The 24267-nt window shown below is 53.1% G+C and carries 23 protein-coding genes; 10 read left to right on the forward strand and 13 right to left on the reverse strand.

Going from position 1 to position 24267, the window contains the following annotated elements:
- Nucleotides 1-204 precede the first annotated feature (204 nt).
- Nucleotides 205-1413, forward strand: a complete 1209-nt coding sequence (locus AB8516_RS12140) for an HDOD domain-containing protein (protein WP_369160951.1) — start codon at nt 205-207, stop codon at nt 1411-1413.
- Nucleotides 1397-2542: an HD domain-containing phosphohydrolase gene (locus tag AB8516_RS12145; protein ID WP_369160953.1), complete on the forward strand. Its 1146-nt coding sequence runs from the start codon at nt 1397-1399 to the stop codon at nt 2540-2542. The genes AB8516_RS12140 and AB8516_RS12145 overlap by 17 nt, the downstream gene beginning before the upstream one ends.
- 91 nt (nt 2543-2633) lie before the next feature.
- Here the strand turns inward: AB8516_RS12145 and AB8516_RS12150 are convergent, their stop codons facing one another.
- From AB8516_RS12150 to AB8516_RS12160, 3 genes are all read right to left on the reverse strand, one after another.
- Nucleotides 2634-4493: an ATP-binding protein gene (locus tag AB8516_RS12150; protein ID WP_369160955.1), complete on the reverse strand. Its 1860-nt coding sequence runs from the start codon at nt 4491-4493 to the stop codon at nt 2634-2636.
- 66 nt (nt 4494-4559) lie between these two features.
- Nucleotides 4560-5555, reverse strand: coding sequence for a zinc-dependent alcohol dehydrogenase family protein (locus AB8516_RS12155; protein ID WP_369160957.1), 996 nt, complete (start codon nt 5553-5555; stop codon nt 4560-4562).
- Nucleotides 5556-5585: 30 nt separating this feature from the next.
- Nucleotides 5586-5795 carry a hypothetical protein gene (locus tag AB8516_RS12160; RefSeq protein ID WP_369160959.1) on the reverse strand — a complete coding sequence of 70 codons (210 nt, stop codon included), beginning with the start codon at nt 5793-5795 and terminating at the stop codon, nt 5586-5588.
- A 200-nt stretch (nt 5796-5995) separates the two neighbouring features.
- Here AB8516_RS12160 and AB8516_RS12165 point away from each other — a divergent pair, with 200 nt between their 5' ends.
- Genes AB8516_RS12165 through AB8516_RS12175 form a run of 3 tightly spaced genes read left to right on the forward strand, consistent with a single transcriptional unit; the run spans nt 5996 to nt 7831 of the window.
- Complete coding sequence (locus tag AB8516_RS12165; RefSeq protein WP_369160961.1) at nt 5996-6646, forward strand: uracil-DNA glycosylase family protein; 651 nt, start codon at nt 5996-5998, stop codon at nt 6644-6646.
- A 26-nt stretch (nt 6647-6672) separates the two neighbouring features.
- Nucleotides 6673-7137: an OsmC family protein gene (locus AB8516_RS12170; protein ID WP_369160963.1), complete on the forward strand. Its 465-nt coding sequence runs from the start codon at nt 6673-6675 to the stop codon at nt 7135-7137.
- Between the two features lie 4 nt (nt 7138-7141).
- Nucleotides 7142-7831, forward strand: a complete 690-nt coding sequence (locus AB8516_RS12175) for a dienelactone hydrolase family protein (RefSeq protein WP_369160965.1) — start codon at nt 7142-7144, stop codon at nt 7829-7831.
- A 36-nt stretch (nt 7832-7867) separates the two neighbouring features.
- Here the strand turns inward: AB8516_RS12175 and msrA are convergent, their stop codons facing one another.
- Both msrA and AB8516_RS12185 read right to left on the reverse strand, forming a co-directional pair.
- Nucleotides 7868-8503, reverse strand: coding sequence for a peptide-methionine (S)-S-oxide reductase MsrA (gene msrA, locus AB8516_RS12180; RefSeq protein ID WP_369160967.1), 636 nt, complete (start codon nt 8501-8503; stop codon nt 7868-7870).
- A gap of 177 nt (nt 8504-8680) precedes the next feature.
- Nucleotides 8681-9823 (reverse strand): response regulator, encoded by a 1143-nt coding sequence (locus AB8516_RS12185; protein WP_369160969.1) that lies wholly within the window; start codon nt 9821-9823, stop codon nt 8681-8683.
- Between the two features lie 278 nt (nt 9824-10101).
- On the opposite strand from AB8516_RS12185, the gene metH reads away from it, so the two are divergent.
- Nucleotides 10102-13899 (forward strand): methionine synthase, encoded by a 3798-nt coding sequence (metH, locus tag AB8516_RS12190; RefSeq protein ID WP_369160971.1) that lies wholly within the window; start codon nt 10102-10104, stop codon nt 13897-13899.
- A gap of 109 nt (nt 13900-14008) precedes the next feature.
- Here metH and AB8516_RS12195 read toward each other — a convergent pair whose 3' ends face one another.
- The 5 genes from AB8516_RS12195 to AB8516_RS12215 form a co-directional block, all read right to left on the reverse strand.
- Complete coding sequence (locus AB8516_RS12195; RefSeq protein ID WP_108293185.1) at nt 14009-14329, reverse strand: hypothetical protein; 321 nt, start codon at nt 14327-14329, stop codon at nt 14009-14011.
- A gap of 131 nt (nt 14330-14460) precedes the next feature.
- On the reverse strand, nt 14461-15324 hold the full coding sequence (locus AB8516_RS12200; RefSeq protein ID WP_369160973.1) for an LEA type 2 family protein: 864 nt from the start codon (nt 15322-15324) through the stop codon (nt 14461-14463).
- A gap of 30 nt (nt 15325-15354) precedes the next feature.
- Nucleotides 15355-16122, reverse strand: a complete 768-nt coding sequence (locus tag AB8516_RS12205) for a choice-of-anchor H family protein (RefSeq protein WP_369160975.1) — start codon at nt 16120-16122, stop codon at nt 15355-15357.
- The gene (locus AB8516_RS12210; RefSeq protein ID WP_369160976.1) at nt 16109-16342 is read right to left on the reverse strand and encodes a hypothetical protein; all 234 of its coding nucleotides are present in this window, start codon (nt 16340-16342) and stop codon (nt 16109-16111) included. The genes AB8516_RS12205 and AB8516_RS12210 overlap by 14 nt, the downstream gene beginning before the upstream one ends.
- A 249-nt stretch (nt 16343-16591) precedes the next feature.
- Nucleotides 16592-16930 carry a hypothetical protein gene (locus AB8516_RS12215; RefSeq protein WP_369160978.1) on the reverse strand — a complete coding sequence of 113 codons (339 nt, stop codon included), beginning with the start codon at nt 16928-16930 and terminating at the stop codon, nt 16592-16594.
- A gap of 403 nt (nt 16931-17333) precedes the next feature.
- On the opposite strand from AB8516_RS12215, the gene AB8516_RS12220 reads away from it, so the two are divergent.
- The 4 genes from AB8516_RS12220 to AB8516_RS12235 all read left to right on the forward strand — a co-directional run bounded on the left by AB8516_RS12220 (nt 17334) and on the right by AB8516_RS12235 (nt 21587).
- A complete protein-coding gene (locus AB8516_RS12220; protein WP_369160980.1) occupies nt 17334-18014 on the forward strand; it encodes a TIGR00153 family protein in 681 nt (226 codons plus the stop codon).
- Nucleotides 18015-18134: 120 nt separating this feature from the next.
- Nucleotides 18135-19400, forward strand: coding sequence for an inorganic phosphate transporter (locus AB8516_RS12225; protein ID WP_369160982.1), 1266 nt, complete (start codon nt 18135-18137; stop codon nt 19398-19400).
- Between the two features lie 117 nt (nt 19401-19517).
- The gene (locus AB8516_RS12230) at nt 19518-20117 is read left to right on the forward strand and encodes a serine/threonine protein phosphatase (RefSeq protein ID WP_369160984.1); all 600 of its coding nucleotides are present in this window, start codon (nt 19518-19520) and stop codon (nt 20115-20117) included.
- 12 nt (nt 20118-20129) lie between these two features.
- On the forward strand, nt 20130-21587 hold the full coding sequence (locus tag AB8516_RS12235; RefSeq protein ID WP_369160986.1) for a metallophosphoesterase: 1458 nt from the start codon (nt 20130-20132) through the stop codon (nt 21585-21587).
- Between the two features lie 57 nt (nt 21588-21644).
- Here the strand turns inward: AB8516_RS12235 and AB8516_RS12240 are convergent, their stop codons facing one another.
- The 3 genes from AB8516_RS12240 to AB8516_RS12250 are packed head-to-tail and all read right to left on the reverse strand — an operon-like array spanning nt 21645 to nt 24234.
- Complete coding sequence (locus tag AB8516_RS12240; protein WP_369160988.1) at nt 21645-21899, reverse strand: hypothetical protein; 255 nt, start codon at nt 21897-21899, stop codon at nt 21645-21647.
- Between the two features lie 48 nt (nt 21900-21947).
- Entirely contained in the window at nt 21948-23747 is a 1800-nt protein-coding gene (locus AB8516_RS12245; protein ID WP_369160990.1) for a Na/Pi cotransporter family protein, read from the reverse strand.
- 1 nt (nt 23748) lies between these two features.
- Nucleotides 23749-24234: a universal stress protein gene (locus AB8516_RS12250; RefSeq protein ID WP_369160992.1), complete on the reverse strand. Its 486-nt coding sequence runs from the start codon at nt 24232-24234 to the stop codon at nt 23749-23751.
- Nucleotides 24235-24267 lie beyond the last annotated feature (33 nt).

Raw genomic sequence — 24267 nt, forward strand, 5'->3', positions numbered from 1 at the left:
CTATTATGAATTTGGGAAAACAAACTCAAGAATCCTTTTGGTTGTACCGATATATAAAACAGGCCTGTCACTAAATGTTGCCGTAAATCGTTGAACAGGATAGGTCAGCGGTCGGGGAATTTCCACAGCTCATTCCCTTAATCAGTCACCGCCTCATGGATGAGCTGTCGCACTAAAACCTGGCGGCATTCAGAGGCAACTGACATGCACACAGAGACCCACGCAATTCTATTCGTCGACAGCGATAGCAATCAGCTACAATCCTTGAAACGAACCCTGCGCGAATTCAGGGATAAATGGCAACTCCACTATGCCGAAGATGCACAACTGGCTCTGGAAATCATGCAGCAGGCAGCTGTTGACATTGTGGTCAGTGAAACACAGCTCGCCGGCAAGCCGGGCAGTGAACTGCTGAAGGAGATTAAACTCCACTACCCGAGTACAACGCGACTATTGTTTTCAGGGCAGGCGATGCGCACGCCGGCACAGGAGGTTGTCCATCATGCCCACCAGTTTATCGCCAAGCCTTGCAGTAGCGATGAGCTGATTAACATCCTGCAACGGGTATTTCATTTACGAAGTCTGTTAAACAATCCATCCATCGAGGAGATGATCAGCAGCCTGGGCACCCTGCCCAGTCTACCATCCACCTATCAGCAGATGATTACAGCCCTGCAATCCGACACCGCCTCGGTCAAGGATATCGGCAAGATCGTAGCCCAGGATATCGGCATGTCAGCCAAAATCCTGCAGATGGTCAACTCGGCATTCTTCGGTCTGCCGCAGCAGGTCGCCTCTCCTGAACGTGCGGTAACGCTTTTGGGCATAGAGACAGTCAGCAACCTGGCACTGACCGCCGGCGTCTTTTCGCAACTCGACCCCGATGTGATGAAGGAGTTTCACCTGGAACAACTGTGGCAGCACAGCTTGCTCGTCTCTGGACTGGTACAACGCCTTTCCCAGGCAGCCGGGATGGATCAGCAACAGCGCCAGCTTCCGGTATTGGCGGGCCTGATGCATGACCTGGGCAAACTGCTGCTGGCCACCCATAATAGCGCAGAGTATCGACGCATCGTACAACAGGCAGAGCGGGATAATGCACCGCTGTATGAGATCGAATCTGAATCATTATGGTGTAGCCATGCCACCGTTGGCGCCTATCTGATGGGGTTGTGGGGACTTCCCTTCAGTGCAGTCGAGGCGGTCGCCCTACACCACACAGCGGAAGAGCAGAGTCGCGAGCGTCTCGATTGCCTGATGGTATACGCCGCCAACCTGCTTGTGAACGGATTAAAAAACACTCGATACAACGACTATTATTCTACAGAGCGGTTGGAGGCCCTGCTGACAGCTGATGAGTTTGGTAAGTGGAGATCCATTACTGAGGAGTACCTTAATGGAAAAGCTGCCTGAAAAGGTCCTGATGGTCGATGACGACCGCAATCTGCTCGATTCCTTCCGACGTCAATTTCGTAAACGGCTCAATCTAGAAACCGCCACCAGCGGCGCGGATGGGGTACAGGCAGTTCAGGATGGCGGACCATTTGCGGTGGTTATCTCCGATATGCAGATGCCGAATATGAACGGGATTGAGTTTCTCTCCAAGGTACATACGATTTCACCCAATACGGTGCGTATCATGCTCACCGGTAACGCCAACCTGGATGTAGCCATTGATGCGGTCAACGACGGTCATATCTTTCGTTTCCTGAACAAGCCCGTGGAGACCGACCAGCTCTATCAGACAATTGCCGATGCCGTTCAGCAGTATCGCCTGATCACCTCGGAAAAGATACTCCTGAATAAGACACTCAAAGGCGCAGTCGACCTGATGGCGGATATACTCAGCATGGTCAATCCGGTCGCCTTCAGTCATTCGTCACGGATCAAACAATATGCCCATACCATCGTCAACAGCCTCTCCCTGGAAGACAGCTGGCACTACGACCTTGCCGCCATGTTGTGCCAACTTGGCTATATCAGCCTGCCGGAGGATCTGGTACGCAAAGTCGCCGAAGGCGAGGAGTTGAGTCAGGCGGAACGCAAACACTACACATCCCATCCCGCCATGGGGGCAAGGCTCTTGAAACACATCCCCAGACTGGAAGTCGTCTCCGAGATGGTGGAGCGACAGAACGATAATGTGGGAAAAATCGAATTTCAGGGAAAACTCTCAAATCAGAACAAGGCTATTCTCGGTGGCCAGATCTTACGTGTCGCCATTGCCTATGAGCAACTGATCAGCCAAGGCATGGATGAGCAGGCAGCGATCGATGAGCTTAAGGACAACCCTGCAAACTATGATCCGATACTGGTCGAAACCCTGGCACTGGGCTCTCAGAACCGCAAGGTTGAGGTGATGACGCTCCCAATCGATAAACTGGAACCCGGACTGATACTCGACCAACCGATCAAGACACAAGCCGGCACATTGCTGGTGGCCAAGGGTCAGGTGCTCAGCCAGGCGGTACTGTTCCGGTTATTGGCAGCAGAAGAGAGCGGGATCGTAACCGGCTCGGTAAGGGTGTTCAAGGTCACTTGACGCTACCGGTTGTCGCGGGGTTCATATCACCGCCACGCCTCACCGTTCATCTGCCGGTATCCTTCAATTCCCGACACTCTGATGAGGAAGCTCAGGCAGAGTTCCTGTGCAACGGCAAGCGCATCACAAATGTGGTGCCGTTCCCCTCCTCTGTCTCGAAAAACAGTTCCCCCTGATGTTTCCCCATCACGATATCCTGGGCAATCGCCAATCCCTGCCCGGTGCCGCGTCCTACATCCTTGGTGGTAAAGAAGGGATTGAAAACAGACTCCTGTACCTCTATGGGTATGCCGGTACCCGTATCCGCAACCCTTACCTCCACACTATTCTCATTGTGAGTAGTGGTGATGGTGATTTTTCCCTTCTGCTGCAACTTGGCCGCTTCTATGGCATGGGCCGCATTGATAACCAAATTGAGCACGACCTGGGAGATCTCCCCCCCCAGGCACTCAACTTGAGGCAGGTTTTCACCAAGCTTCAAATCCGTATCCGCCACATATTTCCACTCGTTCTTACACACTGCGACGGCATTGCTGACAATCCGATTCATATCCGCCAGAGCCATCTGCTTTGAGCCGGGATGGGCAAACTCTTTCATTGCCAGCACAATATGCGCAACCTGACTGGCGCCGGAGATCGACTGCTCAATGGCGTTGGCTGTCTCCTCCTCCAGATAGGCCAGATCGATCTCATCAATGGTCTCCTCCACTTTAGCCGTTTCCGCTTCCAACCCGGGTATATCAGAGGCCTTTTGCATAAGGTTTGAGTAGACCTTCAGCAGTGAACCCAAATCTTCGTAGGATTCCTTGATGAATTTCAGGTTATCGCCAACATACTGAATCGGGGTATTGATCTCATGGGCGATACCCCCCGCCAGCTGCCCCACCGCTTCCATTTTGTGGGTTTGATTCAGTTGGCGTTCCAGGTTTCTACGCTCCTCATCAGCGCGTTTCCGTTCAGAGATATCATTAAATGTGACAACCACGCCGCTATCACTCACCTCTCTGAGCAGGGGTGATACCGAGTAGGCAACATCGACCTGGCGGCCCTCTTTGTGGAGAAATACATCATCGAAGCCGGTGCGGATCAATCCATCTCTCAGGGTCATATCGATTGCCGATTTGACACTACTCTCAGCGGTGGGCTGCTTGTCTCCGTAGACCAATTCGACAAATTGGCGTCCCTCCATTTCCACGCCACCCCAGCCCAACAACCATTCACTCTCCGGGTTGGCATAACGCACAGCCCCTTGCTGGTCGATAACCACAAACCCTTCGCTCATGCTGTTGGTCACATCACTCAGAAATTGCTCCTTTTCCCTCAGTTCATTCTTCGTGCGGTTCAATAGGTTGAACTGATTTCGCAACTGTTGGATCAGTAAGACACTGGTCAGTGAGATAAGCACGAAACCGGCCACATGCATGAAAGTCATCATCTGCTTGAACTGGAATTGCGAATCCATAATCGGTTGTGCCATCACCTTGACACTGATGCCGCCACGCAAATCACCTACTTTTTTGCCCTCGTAACCATGACACTGGATACACTGCTCCTGCATGAATACCGGGCCGATATACCTGAAATATCCTTGCGCCTGGCCCAGGAACGGCTGAAACACATACTCAGTCCCATTCTCAAGTTGGGAAAGTGCTTCCATTTCCCAGGCTTCTGCCATATTTTCCGGATTCACCGGCTGTGCCGACACTGCCCTGTAGTGGATGTCCTCCATAACCTGTTTCTTGAAAACGGCAGGATCATTGGCCATCAATATAGGATTGATCTTGGTAAGCCTGACCATCTCAAACATGATGCGTCCGCGTTCAAAGGCGATATCTTTGACGGATCGATCGATAAGGGAGAGGTTCCATATCAAGGAAGTGATGGTTATAAGTAACCAAAACAGTACTGGAAACAACCAGTAATATCTGGATTGCAAAAGCCTAATCAACATTACTCCACCTATTGCAGGAGAGAGCGGGTAAGGCGGCAGGCTGTTATTAAGGCCTGTTAACAGGTCCTAGGGTATCAGTACCAGCTTACCTTGCATCCGTCCCTGTTCGATCAATTCATGGGCCTTCACAGCCTGATCCAGCGGCAATGAGTCGCTGACATGGATCCGCAGGGATCCGCTGTCTATCATTTGCGCACAATCACTTAAAATAGCGACCTGGTTTGTTCTCGCTTGAGGAAGATGGCGCAGCATCGGCGTCAGCATCAAGGTAAATCCGACACGCAGGTTACGGTTTCGAGCCTCTTTCCAGTTCACCGCCGGTCCCGGGTCGAGCAGTGTGACCAGGTCCCCGTATGGTGATGTGGCGTCTATCGATGCCTTGAAGACATCCCCCCCCACTGTGTCAAGTACCACATCCGCACCTGCACCGCCGGTTAACTCCAACACCTGGTCCACAAATCCGTGTTCCCCGTACAAAATCGACTCATCGGCACCGAGGGAAGCAACAAATGCCTGCTTCTCCTTCGTGCTCACAGTGGTCAGCACACGCGCACCCGCCTGTTTAGCCAGTTGAATCGCCACATGACCTACGCCACCGGCACCGGCATGCACCAACAGGGTCTTTTCATTGGTCAGACGCGCGCGCCCAAACAGCGCTTCCCACGCGGTAATCAGTACCAAGGGGGCGGCTGCCGCATGGACAAAATCGACGGACACCGGTTTTTTGCAACACACCGACTCTTCAATGACGGCATATTCCGCATAATTCCCATGCAGTCCGCCCAGTCCGCCATCGCAGTACCAGACTTCGTCACCTGAGCGAAACTGAGTCACCTGGCTGCCTGTCTCAACCACAACCCCGGCACCATCACATCCCAATACCGCCGGTGTGCCATCAGGTAGGAAGAGCCCTCTGGAACGAAGCTTGGTGTCGACCGGATTGACTCCCGCCGCCTCGATGCGAACCTTCACCTGTGTCGCCGAGGTTACTTCCGGCGTTTCCACCTCTTCAAGGGAGAGGACCTCTGGACCTCCGGTTTCTCTCATTACCACTGCCTTCATCTATCACCTCCGAATGAATAGATCATCTCCTCAGTGCTCACTCCCCTCTCTCTCGCCCAAGGGTGCCAGCAAGAGATAGAGGATCCATGCAAACCATGAGACAAAAACCACCGCAAGAATCCAGAACAGCTTCTCAGCGCCATTGGTTTTTCGCGACCTCAAAATCAGCAGGATAGGCAAAAACCAGATGAATCCCGCCACCAGCAGGGCTGTGAGGCTAAGCCCCAGAATGGATGTCATAACAAACCCCTATAATTATCACGCTAGTTTGGAGCCCTTGTCGACAATCTGCAAGCCTTTGGCGGAACACTCCTTTTCTCAAAATAGTTGTTTTAATGACAGTTAACATCCAGCTAATCATCACATGGGGATGACATACTTGATCTGTGACAGATAGTGTTAAGCTATAGCCTACCAAATTCACCGATGCCTGGAATCCGATGACACACGCCAAACCCAATCCGGATAAGGCCTCTCGACTGCGTGCCCATCAAATAAGTCTCAAGCAATGCAGTCGCTGTGATGCAATGATCGGGCCGGTAGTGACTGGACAACCTGTCGCCTCACCCGTACTTCTGGTGGGCCAGGCACCGGGTGCAAAAGAGGGTATGGCAGGGAAGCCATTCGCGTGGACTGCGGGTAAAACCCTTTTCAACTGGTTCGGGCGCCTGGGTATTAACGAGGAACAGTTCCGCCAGCAGGTCTATATGTCTGCCGTCTGCCGCTGTTTCCCCGGCAAGAACCCCAAAGGCGGCGACCGGGTGCCGAATGCGCAGGAGATCGAGGCCTGTAGCCAGTGGTTGCATAGGGAACTCGAGCTGTTGCGCCCACAGCTGATCCTTCCGGTCGGCAAGCTGGCAATCACACAATTCATCGATGTGGACAAGCTCACACAGGTCATCGGTCGCGTTCATTCCATACAACTGCAAAATGGGATTTGCGATGTGATACCCCTGCCCCACCCCTCTGGCGCCTCGACATGGCACAGAACAGAACCGGGGAAGAGCCTATTGCAAAAGGCGCTCGAACTGATAGGCCGGCATAGGGCCTGGAATAGCCTGTCGAAGGCTGCTGAACAAATGCATGGTTAAAAAACATAATACCGAGGAGAAATGGCATGTCGGAAGAGATTGGCAAGTTCACAATCCAACTTGAACAGGAAGACGACTACGCATTCAGGGTTAAGTTCGATATAAAAAAAGCACCCGACATCATCATGGACGAACCCCCTCCACTGGGCGAACGCAACGGACCCAATGCCTCGCGTATGTTGGCGGCGGCGGCGGCCAACTGTCTCAGCGCCAGCCTGATGTTCTGTCTCGCCAAAGAGGATGTACCGGCACAAAACGTCCACACCGAAGTCACCTGTACCATGATAAGGAATGAGAAAAAAAGGCTTCGCGTGGGCCGGCTGGATGTACGTATCACCGCGGGAGACGAACTGCTGACCTCCAAGAAACTCGATCGCTGCATGACGCTTTTCGAAGACTTCTGCGTGGTCACTGCCAGTGTTCGCGAAGGTATACCGGTTGGGGTCGAAGTGGTGAACAGTGCCGGAGATCTTCTGCACAAAGCGGAATAACGCAATGAGCCGAAAAATCACACTGAAGACATCGCAGGATGAACCCTTCCACGCCTACCTCAGCGGCGATGAGGCGGCAGCGTCTGCTGTGATGATTTTACATGAGTGGTGGGGAGTCATGCCCCATAACCGGCTGTGGGCTGACAGATTAGCCGATATCGGCCACCTTGCACTGGTGGTCGACCTCTACGACGGCCGGACGACTGATGATCCGGAGTTGGCTGCGGAGATGATGCGCAATATCGATCAACAACGCGCCGATCGAAAATTGATGGCCGCCGTCGACTTTCTGCATACACACGGTAGGCGCGTCGCCACCTTCGGCTGCTCCTTTGGTGGTAAGGAGTCGATGCGGGCGAGCCTGCTGCAAGCAGACAAAGTCAGTGCCACAATCGTCGCTTACTGCCGCATGGAAACCGATGAGGAGCGCCTGAAAGAATTGTCTGGGCCAGTATTGGCCATCTATGCCCAGCAAGAGCGCAATTGGCCGGAAAAACAGGAGGCCTTCGAGACAGCGATGAGGATGGCGGGCAAGGAGACCGAATCGGTTGGATTCGATGCCGCCCATGGCTTCACCAATCCCACCAGCCCGCGCTATGACGAGGCGGCTGACAAGGCATCCTGGGCGTGTATCGTCGATTTTCTGCAGCGGCATTTGGGCGAACCTGGTAATCCTGACACCATGCCTGGGTGACAATCATTGCCACTGTCACATTCAGTTCTCAATGGCTCAGCTCGGATAGCAGACGCCGGTTCCCCCAAGTCCGCAGTAGCCTGCCGGGTTCTTGGCCAGATATTGCTGATGATAGGCCTCGGCAAAGTAGAATGTGGGCGCGGGTAGTATCTCCGTAGTCACCGGCGCGGAGGTCACCTGTTGCAGGGCGTGCTGATAGTGCCCGCGGGAATCTTCGGCCATGGATTGCTGCTGATCGTCGAAGGTATAGATACCCGACCGGTACTGGGTGCCCACATCATTCCCCTGGCGCATGCCCTGGGTGGGGTTGTGGCCCTCCCAGAAGGCCTCTAGCAGTGACTGGTAACTGATCGCTGCCGGATCGAAGACAACTCTTACGACCTCGTTATGGCCCGTCATACCGGTACAGACCTCTTCATAGGTCGGATTGGGCGTGAAACCCCCAGCGTACCCCACCGCTGTCGAATAGACCCCTGGCAGTTCCCAATAGCGTCGTTCGGCACCCCAGAAACAGCCCATGCCGAACATTGCGAAATTGTACTGATCGGGAAAAGGCCCCACCATCGTATGTCCATTGACATAGTGGCTTTCACCGGGCTGAATCGGGGTCATTCGACCGGGCAGCGCCTCATCCTGTTGCGGCATCCTGGTTTTGCGGCCAACTCCGAACATGGGCTTCTCCTGTGGCGGTTTGTGCTGAATATAGCCTCTTTAAACCCAGATCCAACCCTACAGTCCGTGACTCTATATCAATAGCCGGAGTTGGGTTATCGACCCGATTTGCTTAGCACAAGGCAGATTTACATGAAGAAGAGCAGGAAAGTCTCGATCACCACACCGGGCAAACAGCTACAGGAGCATGAATGCAGCTGCACCCGCAACCGCCAGCAGCCCCAAACCAAGAACGACCATTATAGGCAGTTTTGACTTCTGATGCTGACTCTCCAATGCCTGATGAGCCAGATGTTGGTCGAGCAGACTCTCCACCGTCTCGGTGGCCACGGAATTGGCAATTTCACCCGCCACCTGGGTAGCGGTCTCATGAACCTGAGCCTCGAGGGAGCCTTCCGTGATGACACGGATATGCTCGATCATGTCATTCTTTTCCGGAACCTGGTTCAGAATCCGTTGCTCCTGTTCCTGCAGGCGTAGAGAGATATCATCGTCCAACTCTTTCATCTGGCCATAGATACTGGCCTCGATCAGATCCCCGACAGTACGCTGATTGAGCTGCCTGACAAAGTCGTCCAGGTCCTGATTGACCTTTTGCACCACTGATTCGCGAAGCGCTTCGGTATCGACACTCTGCGGTTCTACTTCTTTCAAACCTCTCTCTACCACAGAGACGATCATTGGTTCGAGTTTGCTGTCAAGATAGGCCTGTACGGTACTTTCGATACGATCCGCGAGCGTCTCCGCAATGGCTTCTTCTGCTGCCTGACGGGCGGTTTTTTCCGCCGCTTGAAGTGCAACCTCTTTGGCGATACGCCGAACATCCTCATCCGATAGACCGCTTTGCATCACCACGACCTCTGCTGCAGGCTCCGCTGCCTCAGCAGCGCCTTCAGCCTTGATAGCCTGATCGGGCGGGGCCGCCTCTGAACTTACGGCAGCCTCTTGCTGGTGCTGTTCGATAAGGTCGATGATCACGCCCAGACTCTCATCGGTCGGAGGCTTGGCCAGGATACCAAGAGCACCGTGCTCGACGGCGGCCTGGACATACTCATCCCCTTCATTGGCCGTACACATAACCACCGGGGTATGGCTGAACCTGGGATCCTTTTTGATCTCGGTAATCGTCTCCAGACCGTCCATGCCATCCATCAGAAAGTCGACGAAAATAGCGTCAGGCGTCGACTCTTTCAGTCGCTCCAATGCCTCTTCACCCGACACCGCCATCTCAACGCCGTCAAAACCGCTTTTTTTCAGCATTCTACTGAGTACAATGCGAGCGGATTTCGAATCATCGACTAAAAATGCTTGTTTTGACACGCTAAAAACCCTTCATCAGATCTGTTTTGCATTCTGTTTTACACGCTTCCCGAATACGGCAAGCGAAGCTATCACTGTGTCATTGCACCACATAAATCAACTCTTTGAAAAACAAAGAAAATTGTAATATTAGTTAAGCCCCCGAGGCCACCATAGTCAAGGCGCTGTTTAATCCTGATCGATTACAAGTTTAGTACCATCCTGAAATAGATCACTCGCCTGCCTACCAGCAGCACCTTATAATTGGCGGCCGTTACAGTTAAAACCTGAGTAGCTTGATGTCATCCGCAACCTCGAATACAGCCAATCACCCTATCGAATCTCTGCTTAAGCAGCGTATTCTCATCCTTGACGGCGCCATGGGCACCATGATTCAGCGCCACAAACTCGATGAGCAGGATTACCGCGGAGAACGCTTTGCTGATTGGCCATGCGATTTAAAAGGTAATAATGATCTGTTGGTGCTCTCTCAACCGGCGATAATCGGCTCGATTCACGAGGCCTATCTGGCAGCCGGAGCGGATATTCTCGAGACCAACAGCTTCGGGGCCAATCGCATCTCTATGGCCGACTACCAAATGGAATCCCTGGCCTATGAGATGAGCGAAGCCAGTGCCCGCCTGGCCCGGGAGGCCGCTGACAAATACACAAGCTCAGACAAGCCGCGTTTCGTCGCCGGCGTACTCGGCCCCACCAATCGCACCGCCTCCATCTCACCCGATGTCAACGATGCCAGCCTGCGCAATATCACCTTCGATGCCCTGGTAGAGGCCTATACAGAAGCCGCCCGGGGTCTTATCGCGGGTGGCTGCGACCTGCTGCTGATCGAGACGGTATTCGACACCCTCAACGCGAAAGCGGCGGTCTTCGCCTGTGAACAGGTATTTGACGAGGACGCCATCCGTCTGCCGGTAATGATCTCCGGCACCATCACCGATCAATCCGGCCGCACCCTTTCAGGTCAAACCACGGAGGCCTTCTACAACAGTCTGCAACACGCAAACCCCATCTCCATCGGTCTCAACTGTGCCCTTGGTCCCGATTTGCTGCGTCAATATGTGGAGGAGATGTCGCGTATCGCCGACACCCATGTCTCTGCCCATCCCAATGCCGGTCTACCCAACGAATTTGGCGAGTACGATCTGGATGCCCGGCAGATGGCAGATTATCTGGCCGAATGGGCGGACGCCGGTTTTCTGAATATCGTCGGCGGATGCTGTGGTACCACACCACAGCATATCCAGGCCATTGCTGAGACAATGGTTGGCAGAACGCCGCGTCAACTGCCGGTAATTGAAACACAGTGTCGTCTATCGGGGCTTGAACCGCTCAACATTGGTGCGGACTCCCTGTTTGTGAATATTGGCGAACGCGCCAATGTCACCGGTTCCGCGAAATTCAAGCGTTTGATCCTGAGTGAGGCCTACGATGAGGCGCTGGACGTCTGTCGCGAGCAAGTGGAGAACGGTGCACAGATCGTGGATATCAATATGGATGAGGCGATGCTAGACGGTGTCGCCGCCATGCGCCGCTTTCTCAACCTCTGTACCGGCGAACCCGAAATCGCCAAAGTACCGGTCATGATCGACTCATCCAAGTGGGAAATCATCGAGATCGGTCTGCAGTCCGTGCAGGGAAAACCCATCGTCAACTCCATCTCACTGAAGGAAGGGGAGGAAGCCTTCCTGCGTCAGGCCCACTTATGCCGCCGTTATGGCGCCGCAGTGATCGTCATGGCCTTTGACGAAACAGGCCAGGCAGACACCCAGGCGCGTAAAATCGAGATATGTGCACGAGCCTATCATCTGTTGACTGGGCGTGTCGGTTTCCCGGCCGAGGATATTATTTTCGATCCGAATATCTTCGCCATAGCCACTGGTATCGAGGAACACAACAACTATGGCGTCGACTTTATCGAGGCCGTACGCGAAATCAAACAGCGGTTGCCCCACGCCCTGGTGTCAGGGGGCGTCTCCAATGTCTCTTTCTCATTTCGCGGCAACAATCCGGTGCGTGAAGCGATCCACGCCGTGTTTCTCTATCACGCTATCAAAGCGGGCATGGATATGGGAATCGTCAATGCGGGTCAGTTGGCGGTCTATGACGAGTTGCCGGCCGAACTTCGCGAAACGGTGGAATCAGTGGTGCTCAACCGTGACCCGCAGGCGGGTGATCGTCTGGTGGAGCTGGCGCCCAAATACCAGGGCGATGGCAACGTGGTCGAAAACAAGGCGGATGCCGAATGGCGTGCCTGGCCGGTGAAAAAACGCCTCGAACATGCCCTGGTCAAGGGCATCACCGAATTCATCGAAAGTGACACCGAAGAGGCCCGGCAGCAGGCCAGGCAAACTTTGGAGGTGATTGAAGGACCCCTTATGGATGGCATGAATGTGGTCGGCGATCTGTTTGGTGTGGGCAAGATGTTCCTTCCGCAGGTGGTTAAGTCGGCCCGTGTGATGAAAAAAGCGGTCGCCTACCTGGAACCCTACCTGGAAGCGGAAAAGGCCGAGTGCGGGGTACAGAGCCAGGGCAAGATATTGATGGCTACCGTCAAGGGCGACGTCCACGATATCGGCAAGAACATAGTCGGCGTCGTGCTCCAGTGTAACAACTACGAGGTTGTGGATATCGGCGTCATGGTCCCAGCGGATACCATTCTGCAAAAAGCCAGGGATGCGCAGGTCGACATCATCGGGCTCTCCGGCCTGATCACCCCGTCGCTGGACGAAATGGTCCATGTAGCCAAAGAGATGCAGCGTCTTGGCATGTCTCAACCGCTGCTGATCGGTGGCGCCACAACGTCCATTGCCCATACGGCGGTCAAGATCGACCCGGAATATGACAACCCGGTGGTCTATGTGGCCGATGCCTCCCGTGCGGTTGGGGTAGCCTCCAACCTGCTGTCTACCGAGCATCGCGATAGCTATGCCGCCTCGCTACACGAGGAGTACGAAGCGGTACGGCAACGGCGTGCCGGTATCAACCAGTCGCGCAACCTGATCTCCATCGAAGATGCGAGGGCCAACCCGACCCCTATCGATTGGTCCCAATACACACCGGCCCGCCCCAATCTCTGCAATCCCGACTTCGAGGTCCCTGAATTTGCACAAATCGTGCATCTGGACAAGGACAGGTCTGCCGGTAAACCATGCGCGACTTTGCTGGTGATGAAGCAGATCCCCCTTGCAGAGCTGACTGGCTATATCGACTGGACCTTCTTCTTCCATGCCTGGCAACTCAAGGGGCGCTATCCACAGATACTGGATGATGAGATGAAAGGCGAAGAGGCGAAAAAACTCTATGCCGATGCCCTGTCCATGCTTGAACGGGTAATTGACGAGGGATGGTTGCGCGCGGCGGCCGTTGTCGGCCTCTTTCCCGCCAACAGCCAGGGCGACGATATCCGTGTATACCGGGATGAGACACGAACCCAAACCCTCGCAACCCTGCACAACCTGCGTAAACAGGGACGGCAACCTGTCGCTCCAGGTAAAAATGGACAGTACAACGAATCGCTGGCCGATTACATCGCACCGGAGAGGTGTGGAAAGGCCGACTACCTGGGCGCTTTCGCCTGCACCGCCGGTATCGGCATCGAGCGGAAAATCAGCGAGTTTGAAGAAGATCACGACGACTACCATGCCATCATGCTGAAGGCCCTTGCCGATCGTTTGGCCGAGGCCCTGGCGGAGTGGTTGCACGAACGTGTGCGAAAAGAGTATTGGGGTTATGCCAAAGAGGAGTCCCTGAGCAATCAACAGCTGATCGCAGAAGAGTATCGGGGCATCCGCCCCGCAATGGGGTATCCGGCCAGCCCGGACCATACGGAGAAAGAGGTGTTGTGGGAGCTTCTCTCCGTTGAAGGGCATACCGGCATCTGGCTCACGGAGAGTAAGGCGATGGTACCTACAGCGTCGGTCAGCGGCCTCTACTTCAGCCACCCCGATGCCCGCTACTTCGCAGTGGGCAAGCTGAATCGGGATCAGGTGAGTGATTATGCTCGCCGCAAGGGTCGTTCAGTGGCTGAAATGGAACGTTGGCTTGCGCCCAATCTCGCCTATGAACCCGGAGAGTGAATAGACTTCGCAGCAAATCCTACATTCCATTCCATGCCGGATCCTTGAGACTCACCAATACACGATCCTGACACGGCCTGGAATGTTTTGCCTTGCCGGCCGCCTATGATCAGGCGACATCGGCTACCGACGGTCCGCCGGCTTCATGCACAACCGGGGACCCCAGTTCGGCAAAAGAGAAGAGCTTGAAGGCGCGCTCGCCGTTGTAGTCGAGTACCCGCAGATCGTCACTTTCATGCAGATCGTTGGCTACCACATTAAAGTGGCCGCCGTAGCGCTTTTTGGCCAGATCATAGGGAACCTCATAGGCGAGAAACTTCTCGATGCCTTTGCTCACCAGTTTTTCCAATATCAGAGGGTCTTCTATGGAGGTGTGGGATGTGAGAATCATCAATGGACCGCTTCCGGTCATTAACATAAAGGTCTTCATGACTACCTCCCTCCCGCAGGGTTAAGGATTGAAGGTTTTCGTCTTTACCTGCATTAATTTTAGCTCACTCCACAATATCCAGGTCAATCAGCGCGATTAACTCAATATCGAGTGGACAATGTTCCAATGCGCTACTTCAACTGGATATGGCCCTGTTTTTCCAGGGGGATCTTGAAACTCTTCAATAATTCCCGGGGACCGGATGCCAGAATTGAACCATTCAATTCATAGCGGATACCGGAGAGGCCCAGCAGTGCCGAATAGAGTCCCTTGCCGGCTTCGGCCAAATCGATGGTGAGGGGGATGCTCACCACACTGTTGCCGCCCTGTTCGATATCCACAGGTTGCCGGATCAAACCCTTGCCGATCGCCGCACCATTCAGCTTAAGATTATAATCCAGCTGCTGCAGCACCAGGGAGAAGCTGTTCGGATTCTCCACCCCGAGTTGCAGCAACACTTCGGCCTCATTCAGGGTAAGCCGCTTGACCGCCAAAGATTTGATACTGAAATCGGGTATTTTCGGTACTGGAAAATCACCAGAAAAATTAACAGGGATGCGCAGGCTTCCGATCACCGGCATTTTGAAACCCAATCCCATATCCAGTTGATAGCTGGCCTGATCGGCCTTTCTCAGTTGCCGGTAGCTCTTCAGCAGCTGCTGGAAACCGAGCCGCAGCGGCACCTCTATACGGTTTGTGGTTTGAGCCGCCAGATTCACGCCCGCAGATTGTCTGCCCTTGAGAAACGATTGTTCAAAGAGTTGCAGATCATAATCAAATTCAGCCAAATCAATGGAGAAGGCATTCGGGTTGTGAACATCCACATCGAACACCAGATCCACACCATCGAAATCGAGACCGGTCAGCCTGATCCCCTCAACCTGAGCCGTAGGTTTACGGCCTTCCATAACCTGACCGACCTGCTGCAGGGAGGAACACCCCTGTACAAGCCCTATCAAAAGACAGCAGATCAGTAACGGTACATACCTGGGCATTATCGGAAACTCCCGGCGTCCAGCGCCTTGTCAGGTTGAGATGCCCATCTTACTCCTTGAAATAGCGTATTCCACCACACCGCCTTGGGTTGACAAACGTATTGCAAGAAGCGTCAGGGCCAGCAGCAGAGTCATGAGACCGGAGGCACCGCCGCCACCATAATCGTCACGATAACTATCCTCCAAAGGCAATACCGCCAGATCTCCATCCTCATATGGCCCATAATTCACCGCCAGCAGATCGTTATCGCCATCATACAGCTCGATCAGGACATCATAGTAACCACTCGGGTAACCATCCAGTAGCCGTGTCACCACCTCATACTCATCATCGCTGACATCACCCTCAACGGGAAACAGGTCGGTTGTGTAGTAGTGGTTCCATGGCCCCCCTTCCAGGCTGAGGTAGAGTCTGGCATAGACCCAGACCTCATCACCCGATGTGTCCGCATCGAAAATCACCTTAATGCGGTGGTAAAATCCATCGTCGTCGTCATCCCTGCTGATCACGGTATGTGCATCGAATATACTCAATTCACGTCCCACAGCATGTGCTGCGAAAGTACGCTGAGCTGTTGCCCGAATACGGCCTCCCGAGACGACCAATTCCTGATATTCGTCCACATCGGCCTGATCAAGCTGGATTTCGTCCTTTTCGACACCTGCAGCGACCGTTCCCTCCACAGATTGCGAGAGCCTCGCAACACCCTCAACCGCAAATGCATACTGCCCGGTCGTCAGCATCACTAGCAGCAGTGCGCTCAATCGCAGCCATCCGATATTGCTATACCTTTGCATCACGACTCTCCCGCTCAATCCCTACGGTCTCGACGATGGCGAGGTTTGTCGCCATGACGGTGGTTTCTGTGTCTGTCGCCGTGACGGGGGTTTCTGTGTCTGTCGCCGTGACGATGGTGTCTGTGTTTGTCGCGGTGGCGATGGCCGTAACTCTCACTGCGCCGATACTCTCTGTGGCGATAGTGGCGGTCTCCATGGCGATGGGAGTGGCCATGGTCATGGTAATGATTCCAACTCAAACCGAGGAACAACCCGCCCAGCAAACCGTAAGGGTAGTCATAGTTATCGTGGGCCTGTGCCGGCGCTGCCATTACCACTGAGGCAGAGAGTGCGCTTGCCAGGATCAGTGCTTTAGCTGTCATCATGTTTCTCCAAATTGAACTAGCTTATGAGTAAGCATATGGAGCTGTGGCTGAACGAAAGCTGAATGGTGTGAAACCAGTTCGGATACAGGCAGAAAAATAAAGACTTAGGAAACGGGGGACCTCTCCAGCAGACCGTTCTGATACAACGCCTGGGCAATCTTTTTACTCTTCGCCGCCAAACGGCTGAGGTCACCAAAGCTGGGTATGGCGCCATTGGCCAGTTTGGCCTCCCACCCATCCAGTTCGGTTTCCAGATAGATAAGCAGCTTGCTTGAGCAGCCTTTACACGAATCGCCACACAACGCCTCATCGGGGAGACCGAAGGGAATCTCGTTCCGCACCTGTTCGATAAGTTGGCGCATTGCGGTTTGGGTATTCGGTTTACGGTTTCTGTTCGTCACGCTAATCAACTCGAACGCTACCATCGAAGGGTTGGCATTCATGGATGGGCCTCTAGATCATCCAAAATTGAGGCAAGATCCGGCCATACTGGGACCAGAGATCGTCACATCAAATATATTACAGTAATATGTCATTTAGATGACAGTGATCAAGGCAATTGGCAGCACACCGTATTAAAATCCGAAACATCAAAAAATAAGCATCTAACAAATTGTGTATCGACTTAGAGGAGGGGGCGCGACAGAACGAGGCAAGAACTCGATCAGGCTTGCGTGGAAGACATGCATTTACCTCGCAAAATCCGCACATAGTAGTTATACCTACTACTAGAGACCCTGATTTCCAATGTTTCAAAATCAATCTGATACACATTGTTAACAAGTTATCTAAACCTGCCGTAAGGCAGCACTTTCATACCAACTCACACTAAATGAGGATAACTTTATGCGACCAACCAACCCCATTGCTTCCCTTCTGGGAAGCTCACCTTTCAAACCCTTGCAGATGCATATGGGTAAAGTCAGAGAGTGTATCTCAGAAGTTCCTGGTCTATTCGATGCCCTCATCGATAAAGACCAAGAAAAACTGAAGGCTATTAAAGAACAAATCTTCTCCCTCGAGCATGAAGCCGACCAGATTGAAAACGACATCCGTGCCCGTTTGCCAAAAAGTCTGTTCATGCCGGTAGACCGACGAGACCTGCTCGAGCTGTTGGAGATGCAGGACAGCATTGCCGATACCGCACAGGATATCGCCGGACTCCTGATGGAACGGGACATGTCCGTACCGGCCGATATGAGTGAACCACTGCGTAACTTCGTGCAACGGTGCGTCGACACCTGCAACCAGGCGGCCACCATTATCGATGAACTTGATGAACTGATAGAAATGGGATTCAAGGGCAATCAAGCCAATAAGGTCGAGGAGATGGTGGAAGCACTCGGCAAGGTCGAGGACGAAACCGATGAGATGGGCATGGCGCTGGCGCGCAGTCTGTTCGCCCAGGAGGAGTCCATGAACCCGGTCTCTGTCATGTTCTGGTATCAGATGATCCAGTGGATCGGCGACCTGGCCGATTATGCAGAGAAAGTGGGTGACCGCATGCGATTACTGATCGCACGCTGACAGAGAAGACCGGAATAGCGTTTATCCGGGATTCTGACAAGGGTCTCAAGAATCAACCGACCGTATCACGCCAAGCAATCCGCGTGAACACGGGCACAAAAGAACATCGAGGATTTCAAAGTGGAAATCATTAGCGAATGGGGTACAGTCTTTATTGCGTTGGCCGTCATCTTCGGCCTTTACATGAGCTGGGGCATCGGCGCCAATGACGTGGCCAATGCCATGGGCACATCGGTAGGCTCAGGTGCGATCACCGTAAAACAGGCGATTATCATCGCCGCCATCTTCGAATTTGCCGGCGCCTTCATAGCCGGCGGCTCTGTCACCAAGACCATCCGTAAGGGGATCATCGATCCCACCAGTATTGTCGGCAACCCGGAACTGCTGATCTACGGCATGCTGGCCGCGCTGCTGGCATCTGCCATCTGGTTGATGATCGCCTCAACCCGTGGCTGGCCGGTCTCCACCACACACTCCATCGTCGGCGCCATTGTCGGCTTCGCCATGGTGGGCATCGGCGTGGACGCGGTAAACTGGGGCAAGATCGGCAGCATCGTCGCCAGCTGGATCGTCTCTCCCGTGGTGGGCGGTTTCATCGCCCTGATCTTGATGATCAGCATTCGAAAATTGATCCTGAACACAGACAATCCCTTCGCGCGCGCCAAAACCTGGGCGCCGGTATACGTCTTCCTGGTCGGTTGGATCGTCTCTCTTGTCACCCTTTTCAAGGGCCTGAAACACCTGAAACTGGAACTCAATATGTTTGAGAGCCTGGTGGTTGCAACCATAATCGGTATCATTGTTGCCGCTATCGGTAAAGCGATGATCAACAAGGTCAAGGTCGATGACGAGGCTGACCGGGATTTCCATTTCGCCAGTGTGGAGAAGGTGTTCACGCCATTGATGATCTTCACCGCCTGCGCCATGGCGTTCGCCCATGGATCAAACGACGTTGCCAACGGTATCGGTCCCATGGCGGCGGTACTCTCACTGGTCGAAAACGGCGGTGATATCGCGCAAAAGTCAGAATTGCCGATTTGGGTACTCTTTGTCGGTGGTGCCGGTATCGTAATCGGACTCGCCACCATGGGCTACAAGGTGATGCAGACAATCGGAACCAAGATCACAGAGCTGACACCAACCCGCGGTTACTGTGCAACCCTGGCGGCAGCCACCACGGTGGTCATCGCTTCCAAGACCGGCCTACCGGTCTCGACCACTCAAATCGCGGTCGGCTGTGTGATGGGTGTCGGCCTGGCCCGCGGTGTTGGCGCCATCGACCTGCGCGTTGTAGGTAATATCGTCGTCTCATGGGCCATAACACTGCCGGCGGGTGGTATACTGGCCGCAGTATTCTTCTTCATGCTGAAGGGTATATTCAGCTGACAGACGATAGTAAACGGGAGGAAAAGCCCCTGCCACAGGGGCTTTTTCCTTTTCTCCCATTGCTTGTTGTCCTCACCTGACAGACCAAAAGACACCCAACGATTCAATACAGGCTGTATGGACTCATTACATACCCGACCTTTCGAAAGCACAAAAATCATCAAGGGGATCACTTTTCCGGGATTTGTCTCTTTCCGGCAACTGCTGATCACCGGCCCTCCCGGAGCCGGCAAGAGCACCATCATCCGTAAGCTGGGCGGCTGGTCTGAAGAGGGCTATATCGACCTCTCTCTGAAGAATTGGTGGACTGCGCAGAGCCTCTCTCTACGCCCACGGGAAATCCATCTCGGATTCCCTTTCAAAGGGGCTAAAGAGGCCTTGACGGTGTTCGATAAGGCATGGATCGATGCCTCCCCACCACTGGAAATCGATTTTGAGCGGATTGTACTGCCACCTCCCAAGCGATTTTTCTTTTCGGTCAACTGGAAAGAACGCTACGTTTTTGAGTTCATACTGCCCGAACCGGGCGCACTGCTCAGGCAACGAATAAAGCGGGCCAAGCTTGGCACCCATCACGTGGATGAGGCTGTCAACCTGGAAAGGATCAAAAGACAGTTGTCGGTCTATCGCCAGGTAGCGAAATATCTTCATCAACAAGGCATCTCTATCTATATTCGGGAAGGGACCGAAGGCGGACCACTGCAGATTATCGATTAGAGCAACAGGACCATGAACCAAACCGGAACGAAAAGTAAAAAGGGTCTTCTTCAGCTGATTAAGAATGCCTTTGCCGGTCTGTCACAGTGCGAGGAGATCGACCTCAAGGAGTCGTACCATCTGCATGGCACCAAAGTGAAGGTGCCAATTCACTGTTATCCGCTGCAGATCAATCTCCCCCCCGATGGCAAGGCGCTCCACCTCTATCCGGAAAGCCTGACCAATGCCATAGATAACAGCTGTAATTCAAACAGCTTTATTGTTTTCGATCCCGAGACCTACTATAAGCAGATCTGTGGTTTTTTCCGCGTGGGAGACGGAGAGAAACTGGTTATCGGCAGCCAGGATAAAGAGCGTCAACGGACCTTTCTCAACATGCAACCCAAATTCTCGGATTATGTCTTTTCCATCACAAACGAGGATGGCAACCTGATATTCCGAGACTACTCCCCGAAAGCTGGCAGTTGCATGTCGCCATTGCTAAAAGACAAAAAGATGATGCGGGTTGCCACTTGGCGGCGTAAAAAGCTTAAGCGTATAGCTAAATTGTTTAATGGCGAGATTGCTGCATTAGAGAAGGATAGGGCTCTAAACCTCATCCAGGACGTCAACCGGATCATGGAGAATGAGGCATTCCGCGAAAAGGACAGGGACGGCAACCCCGGGGGGATCGTCCGACTGCCCGATGATATGGCACCGTTCATCATTGGGGACCTGCACGGAAGGGTCGACAACCTGTTGGTCATTCTGAGTCAGAATGGATTTCTCGAAGCCATGGAGCTAGGCAAGGCCTGCCTGGTGATCCTGGGCGATGCGGTACACAGTGAAGAGGAGGGCCGCTTCCATGAGATGGACAGTTCCATACTGATCATGGATATTATCTTTAGACTTAAACAGCAATTCCCCCAGCAGGTTTTCTATCTGCGCGGCAACCATGACGGTTTTTCCGATGAGATTGCAAAAGGCGGAGTGGCGCAAGGCCTGCTGTGGAAAAAGGCATTAAATAAAATCCGGGGTAAAGAGTACCGCAAAGAGATGGAACGCTTCTACGACTTGCTTCCATACGTCGCCTATTCTGAGCAAATGGTCTGCTGTCATGCTGCCCCCCCCACCTCGAAGACAAAACCGGAATTATTGGTCAATATCAAAAGCAATCCGGGGCTGATCAAGGAGCTATGCCAAAATAGACTGCAAAAGCCCAACCGTCCCGGTGGTTATACGAAGGGTGACATTAAGCGCTTCCGCAAACTATTCAACCTTTCTGCCGATGTACCGGTTATCGTCGGGCATACCCCTATCACCCTGGACAACACGCTATGGAGCAATGTCGGCGATATCGAAAATCACTATGTCGTGTACGGCGGCTATGACCAGTGGATAGGCGTCATGACCCGCCTGGGCGATAAAATGTATCCGCTCACCTATCCGGTAGAACCGCTACTCGACTATATCAATTCACTCGCAGAGTGAGCAGATCCAGCGATACCACACTACAGTCGTCATCGGTCATAACGATAGTTACTCACGTCACCGGATTTTAGGGCCAAGTTGCTTTCGTCGCTTTCTACCCTTCTTCAGTTTGATCTCGACAATCTTCAGTTCCGCCTTCAGGCGCTTTTGTTTGCAGACACGCTTCTCCTTTTTCAAGCAATGTCGTAAATGATCTCTCCTGTCTCCTAGACGCTTCAGAAGCTGATCAATTTTACCCAGGTCATCCTCACTGCCCTTCTTCCCCTTATCAAGAGTCTTGAATAGACGCCGGATGAGTTTGTCTAACTTCATATTCGGCAATCGACGCAGGGGATGGCGCTAAATTTTTCAAGAAACAGCTTATTCCTCCTTGATCTCTTCCGGCGGAATCACGGATTTCGCCATACGCTTGGCAAAGTAGTAGATTCGTTTTTGCTTTTCGATAATATCCACCTCTGTGGTATAGGCTGCGATTCGATTGGGCTCTTCCGCAACCAACCTTGCGGCTTGGTGTATTGAAGCGGACTCCACCATCCTATTGATCTCATTCTTCATTGCGATCACGCTTTGCGCAACTTCGGCATTCAACTGGGATACGGACTGAACGGCACCATCGACCGCTTTTTTCACAACCTTGTGAAAACCTGACAATACTTCCTTGGTAGGCTCACTGATGGAAAAACCGTGTTCAATGCGTTCATGGCCCAAAGCAACCATATTGGTCTCTATGGTGTCACCGATATTCTCCAGGTCGCCGACCGCCTCCATCAATGCAAGGAACTCCTCGGTCTGTTGGTCCGTCATCGACTGTTTACTGATCTTGCCGAGATAGTCGATGATCTGCTCATAGAGAATATCCACTTCATCGTCAAGCGTTGCCACGTCATCCAACGATTTATGATCGCCATTTAGAATGGCGGGCATTATCCTGTCCAACATTTCCATAACCCGCTCACCCATGTGCAGTACTTCAAGTCGCACACGATCCAATGCCAATGAAGGGGTGGAGAGCAGTTCATCGTCCAGATACTTGGCACTGACGGCCAATCCCTCTTCCTCCAACAGCCGATCGGGAATCAACCACTCCACAAAGCGAGCCAACTGGGCAGTGAACCATATAAAGATGATTGTGTTCGCGATATTGAAAATCGTATGAGCATTGGCGATCTGGCGTGGCGTTTCGGCACCCAGACGCTCTATACCCGAGAGTTCCGGGTGACTCGGGGAAATCATGGTCACGACTTCGGCCAGTTGGGGAATGAACATAATCCATAGCACCACCCCAGCCACATTGAATATGACATGCACAATTGCGGCACGCACCGCCTCCCTCGGCTTGCCGATCGCTGCAAGCATGGCCGTCACACAAGTACCTATATTGGCACCGAAAGCCAATGCAATCCCTGCAGGCAGGGTAATGAATCCCTGGCTTGCCATCACAATCACGATACCGGTGGTGGCCGAGGAAGATTGGATCAGACCTGTGAAACCGGCGGCAACAAGGATACCGATCAGTGGGTTTTCCATGCTGATCATCAAGTCAAGAAATGGCTGATAGCTGCGCAGCGGTTTCATGCCGTCACTCATGACGCTCATGCCGAAGAACACCAAGCCCAATCCCATCAGCATGGCACCGTAGTGCTTGATGCGCTCCTGCTTGGATGCAAACAACATGCTAAAGCCGACACCAATCATCAATAGCGCTGCTTTTGTGACTTTGAATGCCACGATCTGAGCAGTGATCGTAGTACCGATATTCGCCCCCATGATGACGCCGATCGATTGCGACAGCGACATCAAACCGGCGGTTATAAACCCGACCACTAAGACCGTCGTTACGGATGAGGATTGAATAACTGCGGTTACGAAGGCCCCTGTGATCGCGCCCATAAAGCGATTTGTAGTCAGTTTGGCAAGAATACCCTTCATACGGGCACCGGCCACAGCCTTCAGCGCATCCGCCATCTGTTCCATACCGAACAGAAACAGGGCAAGGCCGCCAAACAGCTTCATCCCCATCACACCCCATTCGATACCCGCATCTGCACTGCCATCCGCAAATACAGGCAGTGCCAAAAGCAGGCCCAGCACGCCTGCAAGTAAGATGATCGACTGTTTAAGATTAAATTCAGTATTCTGGATGAACTTATCGATAATCATATCAGGACGCCTCTTCTTGGGGTGCTACCTTCACCACCATGACTGGCAGCGGACAGAGTTGAACCACGCGTTCGGCCACTGAGCCCAACATGAGATGCTTAATCCCTGTCTCACCTTTACTGCCCATCACCACGAATGAGGCATCGATTTTTTTCGCGACTTGCAGAATCCGCGTTACTGGCAAACCGATTACCAACATCCGCTCAGCCCTCTTGAGGCGCTGTTTGGTGTTGTATTTTTTACGAAATTCCAGGATGAAGTCCTCCAGCATGACACGTGCCGCATCTTGCATTCTGCCGAATTTCTTCTTTTTTACCATCGCCGAATAGTATCCCGGCATATCCCCGGGATCGTGAACGACATGTAAAACCACTACCCTTACCTTGAGGCACTCCGCCAATTCAAATGCCTTAAGTAGTGCCGCCTCCGATGCTTCAGAAAAGTCGACAGGTACCAGGATAGGTTGTTTGGCTGCTTTATCGGCCATGACCACATTCCTCCCCCATTCAGTCATTATAAA

It is taken from the genome of Candidatus Thiodiazotropha sp. LNASS1, assembly GCF_964212655.1.
In the GTDB taxonomy this organism is placed as follows: domain Bacteria; phylum Pseudomonadota; class Gammaproteobacteria; order Chromatiales; family Chromatiaceae; genus Thiodiazotropha.